Origin of the sequence: Acidibrevibacterium sp. (assembly GCF_049965395.1) — a bacterium.
In the GTDB taxonomy this organism is placed as follows: domain Bacteria; phylum Pseudomonadota; class Alphaproteobacteria; order Acetobacterales; family Acetobacteraceae; genus Acidibrevibacterium; species Acidibrevibacterium fodinaquatile.
In genome coordinates this window covers 1-14926 of sequence record NZ_JBMFWJ010000057.1, presented here as the reverse complement: position 1 = coordinate 14926, position 14926 = coordinate 1, and the positions used below count along the sequence as shown (strand labels likewise).

Annotated in this window: 15 protein-coding genes; 12 read left to right on the top strand and 3 right to left on the bottom strand. The window is 67.0% G+C overall.

What is annotated here, in order from left to right; genetic code table 11:
* Nucleotides 1–48 precede the first annotated feature (48 nt).
* The 7 genes from ACP5M5_RS13000 (at nt 49) to epmA (ending at nt 6046) form a co-directional block, all read left to right on the top strand.
* Nucleotides 49–504, top strand: a complete 456-nt coding sequence (locus ACP5M5_RS13000; RefSeq protein WP_427938011.1) for a helix-turn-helix domain-containing protein — start codon at nt 49–51, stop codon at nt 502–504.
* 156 nt (nt 505–660) lie between these two features.
* On the top strand, nt 661–1914 hold the full coding sequence (locus tag ACP5M5_RS12995) for an RsmB/NOP family class I SAM-dependent RNA methyltransferase (protein WP_427938009.1): 1254 nt from the start codon (nt 661–663) through the stop codon (nt 1912–1914).
* Between the two features lie 51 nt (nt 1915–1965).
* Nucleotides 1966–3528 (top strand): heparinase II/III family protein, encoded by a 1563-nt coding sequence (locus ACP5M5_RS12990; RefSeq protein WP_427938007.1) that lies wholly within the window; start codon nt 1966–1968, stop codon nt 3526–3528.
* A gap of 143 nt (nt 3529–3671) precedes the next feature.
* Nucleotides 3672–4154, top strand: a complete 483-nt coding sequence (rpsF, locus tag ACP5M5_RS12985; RefSeq protein WP_427938006.1) for a 30S ribosomal protein S6 — start codon at nt 3672–3674, stop codon at nt 4152–4154.
* Between the two features lie 5 nt (nt 4155–4159).
* Nucleotides 4160–4435 (top strand): 30S ribosomal protein S18, encoded by a 276-nt coding sequence (gene rpsR, locus ACP5M5_RS12980; protein WP_114912038.1) that lies wholly within the window; start codon nt 4160–4162, stop codon nt 4433–4435.
* A 10-nt stretch (nt 4436–4445) separates the two neighbouring features.
* Nucleotides 4446–5024, top strand: a complete 579-nt coding sequence (gene rplI, locus ACP5M5_RS12975; RefSeq protein WP_427938004.1) for a 50S ribosomal protein L9 — start codon at nt 4446–4448, stop codon at nt 5022–5024.
* Between the two features lie 32 nt (nt 5025–5056).
* The gene (epmA, locus tag ACP5M5_RS12970; RefSeq protein ID WP_427938001.1) at nt 5057–6046 is read left to right on the top strand and encodes an EF-P lysine aminoacylase EpmA; all 990 of its coding nucleotides are present in this window, start codon (nt 5057–5059) and stop codon (nt 6044–6046) included.
* Nucleotides 6047–6137: 91 nt separating this feature from the next.
* Here the strand turns inward: epmA and ACP5M5_RS12965 are convergent, their stop codons facing one another.
* Nucleotides 6138–6737, bottom strand: coding sequence for a hypothetical protein (locus tag ACP5M5_RS12965; protein WP_162800571.1), 600 nt, complete (start codon nt 6735–6737; stop codon nt 6138–6140).
* Between the two features lie 212 nt (nt 6738–6949).
* Nucleotides 6950–7294: an FtsB family cell division protein gene (locus ACP5M5_RS12960; protein WP_427937998.1), complete on the bottom strand. Its 345-nt coding sequence runs from the start codon at nt 7292–7294 to the stop codon at nt 6950–6952.
* A gap of 309 nt (nt 7295–7603) precedes the next feature.
* On the opposite strand from ACP5M5_RS12960, the gene ACP5M5_RS12955 reads away from it, so the two are divergent.
* The 5 genes from ACP5M5_RS12955 (at nt 7604) to ACP5M5_RS12935 (ending at nt 14548) form a co-directional block, all read left to right on the top strand.
* Nucleotides 7604–8410 (top strand): hypothetical protein, encoded by an 807-nt coding sequence (locus ACP5M5_RS12955; RefSeq protein ID WP_427937997.1) that lies wholly within the window; start codon nt 7604–7606, stop codon nt 8408–8410.
* 100 nt (nt 8411–8510) lie between these two features.
* Complete coding sequence (locus ACP5M5_RS12950) at nt 8511–9452, top strand: alpha/beta hydrolase (protein WP_427937995.1); 942 nt, start codon at nt 8511–8513, stop codon at nt 9450–9452.
* 60 nt (nt 9453–9512) lie between these two features.
* Nucleotides 9513–10724, top strand: a complete 1212-nt coding sequence (locus ACP5M5_RS12945; protein WP_427937993.1) for a YncE family protein — start codon at nt 9513–9515, stop codon at nt 10722–10724.
* Nucleotides 10725–10971: 247 nt separating this feature from the next.
* Nucleotides 10972–11991 carry an aspartate-semialdehyde dehydrogenase gene (locus tag ACP5M5_RS12940; RefSeq protein WP_427937991.1) on the top strand — a complete coding sequence of 340 codons (1020 nt, stop codon included), beginning with the start codon at nt 10972–10974 and terminating at the stop codon, nt 11989–11991.
* A 151-nt stretch (nt 11992–12142) separates the two neighbouring features.
* Entirely contained in the window at nt 12143–14548 is a 2406-nt protein-coding gene (locus ACP5M5_RS12935; protein ID WP_427937989.1) for a heavy metal translocating P-type ATPase, read from the top strand.
* 163 nt (nt 14549–14711) lie between these two features.
* Here ACP5M5_RS12935 and ACP5M5_RS12930 read toward each other — a convergent pair.
* Nucleotides 14712–14926 (bottom strand): hypothetical protein (locus tag ACP5M5_RS12930; RefSeq protein ID WP_427937987.1); only part of this gene is annotated, 215 nt, incomplete at its 5' end.

Below are 14926 nucleotides of genomic sequence, written 5' to 3'. Positions count from 1 at the left end.
ATGAACGGATCGGCAATGCCAGTTTCCGCCGCCAGGGGTGACATCGATATGCCGTCTGATGAATTTTCTGGACATAGTGAGAAAGAGAGCAAGCCAAGCCCGATCGATGTCCATGTCGGCTCGCGCATTCGCTTGCGCCGGACCCTGCTCGGCATGTCGCAAGAACGCCTCGGTGAGGCTCTCGGCCTAACCTTCCAGCAGGTACAGAAATACGAACGCGGCGCCAATCGGGTCGGCGCGTCGCGGCTGTTTGACCTCGCCCGCGTTCTCGATGTGCCGATCAGCTATTTCTTTGACGATATGCCAGAACCCCTGGCCGCGACCTATGGCTCGCCAAGCGCGCGCCGCGCCCTCGGCTTCGCCGAGGCCCAGGAAGGTTTCGGCGATGACACCATGTCTCGCCGCGAGACCCTCGAACTGGTCCGCGCCTATTACCGCATCTCCGAGCCAGCGGTGAGAAAGCGCGTGTTCGAACTCATCAAATCCCTCGCCAGTGAGGGCTGATCGAGACACCTGCGATCGGCTGACAGGAAAAACCGGTTAACACTGGGATTTTGACGATTTGCCGGGGTTCGCGGCTGCTCGCCGGCGACCATCGCGTGGCCAGCATTGTCGCCATGGCTCTTGTCCTTTCGGGCAAAACCGCGCCATGAACACGGCATGCCCGAAAACCCACCGCCGGATCCGACTCGCGACAGCGCGCTTTTTCTGCTGATCGAGACTCTCGACCGCCATCGCACCCTCGATGCCGCGCTCCATGCCCTCCCTGGTGGCGACGGGCGCGATCGAGCAGCCGCGCACCGCTTGGCGGCGACCGTGCTGCGCCGGCTCGGCACCCTCGACGCCGTGCTCGATGCGCATCTTCGCCGCGCCCCGCCAAGTGTGGTGCGGCATGCGCTCCGCCTCGGCGCCGCTGCCCTCCTGTTCCTCGCAACGCCGCCGCATGCCGCCGTCTCGACCGCGGTCGCGCTTACCCGGCGCACCGGTTTTGGCGCTTTCGCGGGGCTCGTGAACGCGGTCTTGCGCCGAGTCGCAAGCGATGGCGGCGCGGCGCTCGACCAGCTCGACCCGCCGCGTCTCGACACACCGCCCTGGCTCTGGGCGAGCTGGGGCGAGGCGGCGCGGGCCATCGCGCTCGGCCATCAGAGCGACCCGCCGCTCGATCTCACCCCCCTCCCCGGCGTTTCGCCCTTGCCGGCGGGCGAGGTTTTGCCCTCCGGCAGTCTCCGGCTGCCGCCGGGGAGCGAAGTCACCACCCTGCCCGGCTACCAGGAGGGCAATTTCTTCGTCCAAGACACCGCCGCCGCCCTCCCCGTCCGCTTGCTTGGCCCGCTTGCGGGGCAAGAGGTCGCCGATCTCTGCGCCGCCCCCGGCGGCAAGACGGCGCAATTGGTGCTTGCCGGCGCGCGGGTGACGGCGGTCGAGCGGGCGCCGGCGCGCTTGGCGCGTCTCGCGGAAAACCTCGCGCGCCTTCACCTCGATGCCGAATTGGTGAACGCCGATGCCCTGACCTGGCGGCCGGGGCGGCGTTTCGATGCCGTGTTGCTCGATGCGCCGTGTAGCGCGACCGGCACCATCCGCCGCCATCCCGAAATCCCGCATCTGCGCAGCCCACGCGATCTCGACACCATGGTCGCGGCGCAAGACGCGCTGCTCGCCGCCGCCTGCGCCCTGCTCAAGCCGGGCGGCCAGCTGCTCTATGCCGTTTGCTCGCTCCAGCCGGAGGAGGGGCTGGCGCGGATCAAAGCAGCGCTGGGCCGCCTTCCCCTCCGCCGCGCCCCGATCGGCGCCGACGAATTGCCCTTCCTCGCCGAAGCCTTGACCGAGGAGGGCAATTTGCGCACCCATCCCGGCCTCTGGGCGGCGCAAGGCGGCATGGATGGCTTCTTTGCGGCGCGGCTGATCCGGTTATGATAGAAGCGTGAGCACTCCCGATTCGCTTCCCGGAATGGCGGAATTCCCGCGATGAGCGGGCTTGATCCGCGGCGCTGGCTGCGCGAGGCGCGGCGTGCGGTGGCGACGCTGCCGCAATTGCGCCCGATGCGGGTGCCAGACGCGCCGCTGTTGCCGGTGCGCGACCCCTGGCCGGGCGATGCCGGACAAGGCGCGCGGCTGCTCCGCGGCGACGCCACCGCCGCCGGCGCGGCGGCGTGGCGCGCTCTCGGCATCGACGCGTTCGGATTTTCCTGGCTTCGCGATCTCCGCGCGCTCGGCACCGATTCCGCGCGGTTGCGCGCCCGCGCCCTGGTCAGCGCCTTCATCGCCGCCAACCCCGCCGATCCGCTCGCCCGCCGCCCCGACCTCGCTGGTGCGCGCATCACCGCCTGGCTCGGCCATTATGACTTCTTCGCCGCCAGCGCCGAGGAGGAATTTCGCCAGCGGCTGATGGCCCGTCTCCTCGCCGATACCCGCGCGCTGGCCCGGGATCTCCCGGCCGAGGACATGGGCGGCCGGGCTCTGACCGCGCTCAAGGGCCTGGTTGCGGCCGGCGTCGCGCTGCCCGAGCCGCTCGGGTTTCTCGGCCGTGCGCTGCGCTTCCTTCCCGCCGAGATCGGCCGCCAGATGCTAGGCGATGGCTGCCATGTCGAGCGGAGCCCGGCGACGCAGCTCCGCGCGTTGCAGGATCTGACCGAAATCCGCGCCCTCCTGCAAAGCGCGCAAGTGCTGCCGCCGGCGGCGCTGGCGCCAGCGATCGAGCGGCTTGCGGTCGGGTTGCGGACACTGCGCCATGGCGACGGCGGGCTCGCGCTGTTCAATGGCAGCAGCGAGGGCGACCCGGCGCTGATCGAACTCGTCCTTGCCCTGGCCGGTCGCGGTGGGCGCCCGGTTTCGACCCTGTTCGAGGGTGGGTTTCACCGCTTGCAGGCGGGGCGCGGCCTGGTTCTCCTCGATGGCGGCAAGCCGGCGCCGGCAGGGGTTGATCGCCGCGCCCATGCCGGCACCTTGGCTTTCGAATTCTCGGTCGGGCGTGAGCGCATGATCGTCAATTGCGGGGCCGCCCCGCCGGGTGGCGAATGGTTCGACGCCGTCCGCGCCAGCGCCGCCCACTCCACCCTCATCATCGCCGATACCAGCTCCGCCGAACTGCGTCCCGAGGGGCTCGGCCGGCGGCCGGAACGGGTCGAGGTCGAGCGTCAGGAAGCCTCCGGCGCACATTGGCTGGCGGCGAGCCATGATGGCTGGTGGCGGGTTTATGGGGCGCTCCATCGTCGCCGCCTCTATCTCGCCGAAAGCGGCGAGGATCTGCGCGGCGAGGACGCGGTGGAAGCGGCCGTCCCGCAGCCTTTCGCCATTCGCTTCCACCTCCATCCGAGTGTCTCGGCGAGCCTGCAACAGGATGGCGAGGGCGTGCTAATCCGGCTGCCCGCGGGCAGTTTCTGGCGGCTCCGCGCCGAGGGCGTGCGGATCGCGCTCGAGGAGAGCATCTATCTCGGCGGCGAGACGCCGCGGCGCGCCGAGCAGATCGTGCTGAGCAGCGGGCCGGACGGCCCGCAACTCGTCAAATGGGCGATCACCAAGGTCGGGTGAACCTGGATCGGCCGCGCCGCCACGGTTTCTGATTGCCAGATGGGGCGCGGTGTGCCAAACGCCTCGCCGACCCTGCCGGCGAGGTGGCACCCAAGCCGGCTATGCCCGCATCGTGTGGGCCGAGGAGCCATAGGGAGTAGAGGATGCCGTTATACGAATGCGTGCTGATTGCGCGCAGCGAAGTCACGCAACAACAGGTGGACGCGCTTGCCGACCAAGTCGCTGCTCAGCTCGAGAGCGATGGCGGCGCCGTCAAGAAGCGCGAGTATTGGGGTCTGCGTAGCCTCGCCTATCGCATCAAGAAGAACCGCAAGGGCCATTACATGCTGCTCGGCCTCGACGCGCCGGCGGCCGCCGTGAGCGAGATGGAGCGGCAATTGCGCCTCAACGAGGATGTGCTGCGGTTTCTCACCATCCGGATCGAGGCGATCGACGACGCGCCTTCGGCCATTCTGTCACGGCGCGGCGAGGAACGTGACCGCGACCGCGGTTTTCGTGGCCCGAAGCCGCCCGGGCGCTTCGATAGCGGCCGCCGGCGCGGCGGCTTCGATGACCGCGAGGAATATCGCGCGCGCGGCGATGGTGATGTGATGATGGACGACCATGTCGGCCATGGCGAGGAGTAAGAGCAATGTCCGAAAGCGCTGAAACCAACCCCGCGGCTCGCCGCACCGCTGTCGGTGCCCGCCGGCCATTCCATCGCCGGCGCAAGGCCTGCCCGTTTTCCGGCCCGAACGCGCCGACGATCGATTACAAGGATGTGCGCCTGCTGTCGCGCTTCCTCTCTGAGCGCGGCAAGATCGTCCCGAGCCGTATCACGGCGGTCTCCGGCAAGAAGCAGCGCGAGTTGGCGCGCGCCATCAAGCGCGCCCGTTTTCTCGCCCTGCTCCCCTATGTGCTGAGCTGAGGAGGCGAGGATGGCGCATATCGAACTCGTCCTGCTGCAACGGGTAGAAAAGCTCGGCCAGATGGGCGACGTGGTCAAAGTGCGGCCCGGCTATGCCCGCAATTTCCTGCTGCCGCAGAAAAAGGCACTGCGCGCGACCAAGGACAATCTCGCCTTTTTCGAGAGCCGACGCCTGGAGCTCGAAGCGCAAAATCTGAAACGCCGCGAAGAGGCCGAGCGGGTTGCCGAGCGGGTTGCCGGGCTTGCGGTGGTGATCATCCGTCAGGCCGGCGATTCGGGGAGCCTCTATGGCTCGGTCTCGGCGCGTGACATCGCCGTGGCCTGCGGCGAGAGCGGGCTTTCCATCGATCGCTCGCAGGTCGTGCTCGAGCATCCGATCAAGACCCTTGGCCTCAAGCCGGTGCGGGTGGCGCTGCATCCGGAAGTCTCGATCACGGTGACGGTGAATGTCGCGCGGAGCCCCGAGGAAGCGGAAAAGCAAATCCGCGGCGAAGCGATCGGCGCTGACGCCCGCGCCGAGGAGGATGCCGAGGCCGACCTCGCGATGGCCGAAGAAGCCGGCGAGACGCCTGCCAGCTCGGCGGCCTGAGCGGCGACGGGAGGCGAGCGGTCGCCGGGGGCATGACGCCGCGCTGGCACCCCGACCGCTTCGCCGACCGGCTCCCTTTCCTGCGCCGCCGCGCCCGGCTGGTTGCCGCGATCCGGGCTTTTTTCCATGCCCGCGGCTATTGCGAAGTCGAAACCCCGTATGCCGTGCCGGCGCCGGGCGAGGAGGTGCATCTTCGCGCGTTTGCGACCGAGCGCCTCTCTCCCGATGGCAGGCGCGAGCGGCTTTATCTGCACACCAGTCCGGAATTCGCCATGAAGCGGCTGCTCGTTGCCGGCGCCGGGCCGATTTTCCAGATCAGCCGGGTATGGCGGAATGGCGAGGGCGGGGCGCTGCATGCGGCGGAATTTTCCCTTCTCGAATGGTATCGCTTGGGCGCTTCGCTCGAGTCCCTGATCGCCGAGACGCATGCCTTGCTCCGCGCGGTGTTGCCGCCGGTCGTGCAGTGTCGGGGGGTCACGACGGACCTCGCCGATTACGAGCGGATCACCGTCGCCGAAGCCTTCGCCCGCCATATTGGCGCGGATTTGCTGGCTTGCGGGGAGGATGCGGCGGCTCTGGCGGCGGCGAGCGGCGAGCGGCTGCGGCCGGGCGAGTCCTGGGAGGATTTGTTTTTCCGCTTGCTGCTTGGCCGTATCGAGCCTCATCTCGGCCGGGCGCGGCCGAGTTTTCTGACCCATTGGCCGGCGGCGCAGGCAGCCTTGGCGCGCCGCGATCCGGCCGATCCGCGGGTCGCCGAGCGTTTCGAGCTGTTCGTCTGTGGCATCGAACTCGCGAACGCTTTTGTCGAACTCACCGACGCGACCGAGCAACGCGCGCGCTTCCTTGCCGACCGCGCCCGCCGCGCGGCGCTTTATGGCAGCGCCGAATGGCCGCTCGACGAGGATTTTCTCGCCGCCCTCGCGCATGGCATGCCGCCGGCGGCCGGTATCGCGCTCGGCCTCGATCGCCTGGCGATGATCGCCGCCGGCGCGAGTAACATCAATGACGTCCTCTGGCTCTAATCTCGCTTCTCGACGTTCAAAACAAGTTCAAAACAAAAGTTTTTTGGTTCTTTTTTTCCAAAAAAGAACATTCTTTTTCCCCCTCCCCCGCTCAATTCAGCGGCTGCGCGGCGACCGGCGGCGGCACCGCGGTGGAAGATGGGCTAGTATCCTGCAACCAGTCATGAAGCGATTTCCGAACCTGGTATTCGAACTCGACATTCATGTTGTCCATCATCGCCTTGGTCATATCGTAGAGGGTCTGGCGCAGCGCCGTGTCACCGCCTTCTTCCGGTACCGCGACGTTGCGCGCCACCGCGGCCTCGGCGAAGCCGCTCGACTGGCCGCCCGTGCCATTGCCGGTGATGGTCAGTTGCACCGCGAGATGGCCATAGAGCCATGGACCTTCGCGACGGATGGAGGCGTCTTCCACCTTGAACACCGCCCGCCCGCTATTGCCACTGGCGATCAGCCGGTCATGCGCCATCTGTTTGAGCGCATCCTCGGGCGGCTCGGGCGAGAGGCGGGCGACATCGGATTGATCCGACGGCACCCAGCTATCGTCGATTTCGACACTGGCGACGTTGAGATGAAGCGGCGTCAGGTAGTTATAGCGCAGCAACGGGTAGCTTGGTTCCGACGCCGTGTGTGAGCACGCGGCGAGCAGCGAGAGCGGCGCGAGAAGGAGGGTGAGGCGGAGCAAATATCGCATGCGCGGGATCATCCTGCCGTCAGAATGGGGGGCGGAGACATGGCCCGAATCACAGACCGGCGGGGATGAACCGGGCAAGAGAAAATGGCCGAGCAAGCTGGCTCCGGTCAAGCCTCTCCGCCAGCCTGCTCAGCCGCGACCGGCAAATGCCGTCCCACGCATGCGCGGCAGGCGATATCGCTTGATATCGCGTTCCTCCCGCACTCAGGGTTTCAGAACGCCGGCCCGAGACTGCCGTAGGGGACGACGATGTCGGCCGGATCGGCGAGGTTCAGCATAGCTCGGGCGCGCTCATCGATGACGTCGGCATCGAGATGCTCGGGGCGCAGGGCGGCGACCCGGCGCTGCCAGGTCGCGACCTCTGTCGCAACCTCTGCCTGCACTGCCTCGGCGCGGGCGAGATCTTGCTCTCGCGCGGCATAGGCGCGAAGACCGAGATCGCCGCGGGTGGCATTCCAGGCGAAATATCCGGCGAGGGTCAGGAACACGAGCGGCGGCAGCGCGGCTTTCGCTTCGCGTTTCAGGGAGTGGCGCAAACGGATGAGTGAGGGAGACATACCGATAACCCGTGTCGTGTAACCCGTGTCGTGGCGGAGGCGAGCGCTAAGGCTTGGTTTCCATCATAGCCGCGCGGATGACGGCAAGGAAGGGACGGAGGGCGATCTTCGCCGATAAGTCTTAACAAAAAGATACAAATCCGCCCGCTCCTTGCCATCATCCCTGGGCTAGATTTCCCACCGCTGGATGGCGCAATTTTGGGGTCCTGTTTGGAGTCCTGCGGCTGTCTGAGTGGGGGGCAGCGCTTTAATTCCCCAAGCCATCCCCGGGTGAGGCGATAGTCACGCCGGGAACGAAGGAGACGATCGATGCCTCGCAAATTTTCCCCCCTTGCCGCGATCGGTTTCGGCGTGGCCGTTTTGATCGCAGCACCGGTCGAGGCCGATTGGCACGGTGGCGGTGGCTGGCACGACGGCGGCGGCGGCTGGCACGGCGGCTTCGGGGGCTATCATGGCGGCTACGGTGGCTGGCGCGGCGGCTACGGTGGCTGGCGCGGCGGCTGGGGCGGCTGGCGCGGCGGCTATTGGGGGGGCGGCTGGCGGGGAGGCTTCGCCTGGCGCGGCGATTGGGGGATCGGCTGGCATCCTTGGGGCTTCGGTTGGGGGGGATGGACGCCCTGGTGGGGGCCGGGCCTGTTCCTCGGCGGCTTTGGGGTCGGCCTTGGGGTCGCGGCGCTGATGGTGGCGCCGCCGCCGCTGATTTTCGCGCCGCCCATTTATGTGCCGCCAGTCGTCTTGGCGCCGCCGCCGGTGGTGTTCGGCCCGCCGCTGTTCGCCCCGGCCGGGGTGGAAGTCGAGGCTCCCGCCTACGCTGCTGCGCCGCCGGTCTACGCCCCCCCGCCCAATTATGCCCAACCGAATTACAATTATCAGCCCAATTATCCGCCGCCGAATTATCCCCCTAATTATGGCTACCAGCAGAATTACGGCTATGCCCCATCGTCGGGCTATGCGCCGGCGCAAGGCTACGCCCCACCGCAACAAGGCTATGCGCCACCACCGCCCCCGCCGGCCTATCCGCCGAACAATGGCTATGCGCCCCCGCCCGGCTATGCTCCTCAGCAAGGCTACACGCCCCCGCCCGGATTCGGCCCGCCAGGAGACGATACCCAATAACCAACGTCGCCAGGCTTGCCATTTGGCCCGAAATGGCCCGAAATCGGCGCCTGGTCACACCCGCGCCGCGGGCGGAGATCACAAGGAGGAGGAAACGCCAATGCCGCTTGACGTCCATGCCGCCAAGGTTCTGGAAATGATCCGCCTCTCCGGGCGCCCGCCTTATGAAACGCTGGCACCGGCGGAGGCGCGGCAATTCTCCCGCAATGCCCGCGCCGTGCTCGCCCCCGAGCCGCCGGAGATGGGCGCGGTGCGCGACATCAAAATCGGCGAAGGCGGCGCCATCCCAGCGCGCCTTTATCGCCCACTCGGCAGCGCGCCAAACGCGGCGCTCCCGGCCTTGATTTATTTCCATGGCGGCGGCTGGGTGATCGGTGATCTCGACACCCATGACGTGGTCTGCCGCCAGATCGCCAATGGTTCGGGGGCCGCGGTGGTTTCGGTCGATTACCGGCTCGCGCCCGAGCATAAATTTCCCGCCGCCGTCGAAGACGCCATCGCCGCCACCGCCTGGATCGCAGCCCACGGCGCGACACTCGGCATCGACACGGCGCGGCTTGCGGTCGGCGGCGACAGCGCCGGTGGCAATCTCGCGGCCGTGGTCGCGCTCGACGCTCGCGACCGCAATGGCCCAAAGCTCATCCAGCAGGTGCTGGTCTATCCCGCGACCGAATCCACCATGAGCCATCCTTCGCATGAGCGCTTCGCCGAAGGGTTGCTGCTCACCCGCCCGACGATGAAATGGTTTCTCGGCCATTATCTGCGCGGCGCCGAGGATCTCGCCGATTGGCGGGTCTCGCCGCTCCGCGCCACCTCGCTCGCCGATCTGCCGCCGGCCTTGGTGCTCACCGCCGGGTATGATCCGCTCTGCGACGAGGGCGAGGATTATGCCGCCCGTCTCGCCGCCGCCGGTGTTCCGGTCACCCGCGTGCGGGTCGAGGGCATGATCCACGGTTTTCTCACCATGGGCAAACTCATCCCGGCCACGAACGAAGCAGTGGCGATGATCGCGGCCGCCCTCAAGATCGCGTTTGCCCGCTGACGGCGCCAGACTTTGGCGTTATAGAAGGCGATGAGAAAATCCGAGGGGAGGAGGAAAGCCATGTATACGCCCCGGTTGGCTTCGCTGTTGGGTGGGGCCGCGGCCGCAGCTTGGCTCACGCTCGCACCGCCAGCGCATGCCGCCGATCCGGCGGCGGATTTTGCGCTTTCGGCGAACGACAATCACACCACCATCGTCAACGGCAAAATGCTCGGCATCCGCGATGCCAAGCCCGACACACTCTCGGTCATTGATCTTTCGGTGATGCCGCCGCGTCTTACCGCCTCGCTCGCGGTTCCGTTCAGCGACGTTGGCCCGCCGATGGCGGTCACGATCTCGGCCAATGCGCTCTTTGCGCTCGTCACCGCCTCGACCAAGGCCGATCCGACCAAGGCCGACGGCACATCAGCCGACGACCGGCTCTCCGTCGTCGATCTCACATCCTCGCCGCCGCGCGTGGTCGAGACGCTCCATGCCGGCGCCGGCGCCTCGGCGGTGCGGATCTCGCCGGATGGACGCATGGCGCTGGTTGCCAACCGTTTCGAGGGCACCATTTCAATTTTCGCGATCGACGGCATGCATCTCGAGCCGGCGGGCAAATTCGCCCTCGACAACCCGAAATCCCAGCCGGTCGGGATCGTCTTTTCCCATGATGGCAGTTTCATTCTGGTGAGCCGCCTCGGCGATCACATGGTAAGCCTCGTGCATATCGCCGGCGGCAAGCTCAGCCTCGATCCGCGCCCGATCACCACCGGCGTGTCGCCCGACACGATGGACACCAACGCCGCCGGCACCCTCGCCGCGGTCAGCAATGTCGGCCGCAGCGATGGCGACGTCGATACCGTGAGCCTGATCGATCTCACCGCCCAGCCGCCGCGCACCATCGACACGATCGGCGTGCCCAACGGGCCGGAGGCGGTGAAATTCTCGCCCGATGGGAAATACCTTGCGGTCAACGCCATCAACGGCACGCTGAAACCGGCGGGAACCCCGTTTTTCAACCCGGGCGGCGTGCTTAGCCTCTATGCCGTCGAGAAAGCACCAGCGCGCGGCCTGACCAGCGCCGGCACGCGGCTCCGCAAACTTGCCGAGGCAAGCGATGGCGGCTGGACGCAGGGGGTCGCATTTTCGCGCGATGGGCGGCTGATCCTGGTCCAGAACATGCGCGAGCACGAAATACAGGTGTTCCGCTGGCACGGCGGCAAATTGATCCCCGGGGTGAAAATTCCCGTCCCCGGCGGGCCGGCGGCAATCGCCACGCCCTGGCCCTGACGTGCCGGGAGGGACAGGAAGACCCTTCTTTTTCTGAAGAAAAAGAAGCAAAAAGACGGCATTCCCGGGACAGCGCCGCAGGCGTTGTCCAGCGGACGAAAGTTTTTTGGTTCTTTTTTTCAAAAAAGAACGATCCGTCTTTTTCTGCCCTGCCCTGCCCTGCCCTGCCCCTGCCTTGCCGGGAAACCCGCCTTTGGCTATGCCAATCTCGGGCGGGCCGGCCGCCCGTTGGCGCAAGGAGCGGATAATGGGCTACAAAGTCGCGGTGGTCGGGGCAACGGGCGCGGTCGGGCGTGAAATGCTCAAAACCCTCGCCGAGCGCAAATTTCCCGTCGCCGACATCGCGGCACTCGCCTCCGGCCGTTCGGCGGGGAGCGAAGTTTCCTTCGGCGACCGCACGCTTCGTGTCCAAAGCCTGGAAAAATTTGATTTTTCCGGCTGGGACATCGGGTTATTCAGCCCTGGGGCTGCGGTTTCCGCCGAACACGCGCCGCGCGCGGCGGCCAGCGGCTGCGTTGTCATCGACAATACCAGCCATTTCCGCATGGAGCCGGACGTGCCGCTGGTGGTGCCCGAGGTCAACCCGCATCACCTCAAGAATTTCCGCAAGCGCAACATCATCGCCAACCCCAATTGCAGCACCATCCAGATGGTGGTGGCGCTGAAGCCGCTGCACGATCGCTTCCGCGTCCGCCGGGTGGTGGTTTCGACCTATCAATCGGTCTCCGGCGCTGGCAAGGAGGCGATGGACGAACTCTACGCCCATACCCGCGCGGTTTTCGTCTCCGACCCGACCAGGCCCGAGCAATTCACCAAGGAAATCGCCTTCAATTGCATCCCCCAGATCGACCGCTTCATGGAAGACGGCGCGACCAAGGAGGAGTGGAAAATGGTGGTCGAGACTCGCAAGATCCTCGACCCCGACATCCAGGTTTTCGCAACCTGCGTGCGTGTTCCGGTATTTATCGGCCATGGCGAGGCACTCGATGTCGAGTTCGACAATCCGGTCGGCGTGAACGAAGCGCGCGCTTTGCTCGCGCGGGCACCGGGCGTCGAGCTTTACGACACGCGTGAGGATGGTGGCTACACAACACAACTCGAATGCCAAGGCGAGGATGCGGTGTTCGTCAGCCGCCTGCGCCGCGATCCGACGCGGCCCAACAGCCTCGGCTTTTGGTGTGTCGCCGACAATCTCCGCAAGGGCGCAGCGCTGAACGCGGTGCAGATCGCCGAAACCCTGGTCGCCGAAGGATTGCTGGCAAAATAAGCGCGCGCTGATTTCACCATTCATCGTCGCCGAGCCTCTCTCGCGCCTCGTTGAGCCGCCGTTCATGCGCGCCCCCGCGATCAATACCCTTGATACGATACCCAGGATAGGTATATGCTGGCGACCGTTATCAGCGAAGGGAGGGGTTGCCATGAGCGACCATCACGGCTCTGGCCAAGGTTCGGCCCACGACACCATCAGCGCCGCGACGATGGACCGGGAGATCGACCCGGTTTGCGGCATGACCGTCGACCCGGCGGCGGGCAAGCCCTATTTCGATCATCGCGGCCGACGCTATCATTTCTGCGGTCAGGGCTGCCGGACGAAATTCACCGCCGATCCGGAGCGGTATCTGGCGCCCAAGACCGAAGCCCCGGCCGAGCCCGCCCCGCCCGGCACCCTCTACACCTGCCCGATGCATCCCGAGGTGCAACAAGACCATCCCGGCCCCTGCCCGCTCTGCGGCATGGCGCTGGAGCCGCTGGTGCCGACCCTGGAGGCCGGTGAAAATGCCGAACTCGCCGCTATGCGCCGGCAGTTCCGGCTTGCGCTCGGGCTCGCGGTACCGGTGGTTCTTCTCGCCATGGGCGGTCATCTGCCGGGCATCGGCCCGGCGCTCGCCCGGCGCCTCTCTCCGGCGGCCTCGAATTGGGCGCAGCTCGTGCTCGCGACGCCGATCGTGTTCTGGGCCGGATCGTTCGTCTTCGTGCGCGGCTGGCATTCGCTGATCAATCGCAGCCTCAACATGTTCTCCCTGATCGCGCTCGGGACCGGGACCGCCTATCTCTACAGCTTGGCGGCGACCCTCGCGCCTGGCCTGTTCCCGGCGGGGTTTCGCGGCCCCGATGGGGCGATCGCGACCTATTTCGAAGCCGCGGCGGCGATCATCGTTCTCGTGATCCTCGGCCAGATGCTGGAACTCGGGGCACGCGCGCAGACCAGCGGCGCCATTCGCGCCCTGCTCAAGCTCGCGCCGAAGACCGCGCGCCGCCTCGGCAAGGATGGCGGCGCCGACGAGGAGATCCCGCTCGACCAAGTTCTGCCTGGCGATCGGCTGCGGGTGCGCCCGGGCGAGGCCATCCCGGTCGATGGCGTGGTGCTCGAGGGGCAAAGCCAGGTCGATGAAGCGATGGTGACCGGCGAGGCGATGCCGGTTCCCAAGGGGCCGGGCGCGGCACTGATCGGCGGCACCGTGAACGGCACCGGCGCGCTAATAATGCGGGCCGAGCGGGTCGGGGCGGAGACCGTGCTCGCGCGCATCGTCGCCCTGGTCGCCGAGGCGCAGCGCTCGCGCGCCCCGATCCAGCGCCTCGCCGATCTCGTCGCCGCTTGGTTCGTCCCGGCGGTGATCGCGGTCGCGCTGCTCTCGTTCGTTCTTTGGGCGATGTTGGGGCCGGCGCCGGCGCTCGCTTATGGGCTGCTCGCCGCGGTTTCGGTGCTCATCATCGCCTGCCCCTGCGCGCTTGGCCTCGCAACCCCGATGTCGATCCAGGTCGGGGTGGGAAGAGGCGCCAGCCTCGGCGTTTTGGTCAAATCCGCCGAGGCGCTGGAGCAGATGGAGCGGGTCGATATCCTGGTCATCGACAAAACCGGCACGCTGACCGAAGGGAAGCCGCGGCTGGTTCGGATCGTGCCGGCGGCGGGCTTCGCGGAGGCGGATATTCTCGCGCTCGCCGGAAGCCTCGAGCGCGCGAGCGAGCATCCGCTCGCGGCGGCGATCCTGGCCGCGGCAAACGCACGGGGTGTGGCGCTCGACGAGCCGGCGGAATTTACCGCGCTCGCCGGCAAGGGGGTGCGCGGTCGCATCGGTGCCCGGCGTGTTACCCTCGGCAATGCCGCGCTCGTCACTGAGGACGGCGCCAAGCCTGATGCGCTCATGGCGGAAGCCGAGGCCGCGCGCGCCGCCGGCGCGAGTGTCGTGTTCGTTGCCGTTGACGGTAAGCTCGCCGGGCTGCTCGCCATCGCTGATCCGATCAAGGACAATGCCGCGGCAACGCTGGCGGCGCTCCGCGTCGAGGGGGTGCGCATCGTCATGCTGACCGGCGATCACCGCGCAACCGCCGAGGCGGTGGCGCGTTCGCTCGGCATTACGGAAATCGAGGCCGAAACGCTGCCCGAACGCAAATCCGACATCGTCCGCCGCTTGCGTGCCGAGGGCCGCGTCGTCGCCATGGCGGGAGACGGCATCAACGACGCGCCGGCGCTCGCAGCCGCCGATATCGGCATCGCCATGGGCAGCGGCACCGAGGTCGCGCTGATGAGCGCCGGGATAACTCTGGTCAAGGGCGATCTCAACGGTATCCTCCGCGCGCGGCGCCTCAGCCGGGCGGTGATGCGCAATATTCGCGAGAATCTGTTTTTCGCCTTCGTCTATAATGCGATCGGCGTGCCGGTGGCGGCGGGCTTTCTCTATCCGTGGTTCGGCGTCCTCCTGAGCCCGGTGATCGCGGCGCTCGCGATGTCGTTGAGTTCGGCGTCCGTGGTGATGAACGCGCTCCGGCTGCGGCATGCCAAACTCGACCGAGCGCGGTCAGCACGCTTGATCGCTACGGATTGAAGAGAAACAATCCACGAGGTCAGGAATGGGAACCATGGCGCCGGCATGTTTCGTCAGGGCGGCAATCAGCGTTCGTGCATCGGAGGACACCGCGTGACACACGAAACCGCCGATAGCAACCAAGCTGATCCGAAATCGTCCGGCAAATCGACCCGCGCTGCCTTCAAGCGAAAATCGCCGTCGTTTGCATCCTGCATGCCGCCGAATTTGCAAATGACAGCAGTCCGGTCTCCACCACCCACTCGACCAGCGTGCCGGCGACCGCCGCCCGGCGCGCAATACCAAAATGACCCCGAACCCCAATCTCAACCAACGTCACGTTCCGCCTCTCACCCGACGACGCGCAGACGCTGCCGCGGCTCGGCGATCGCGCGGTAG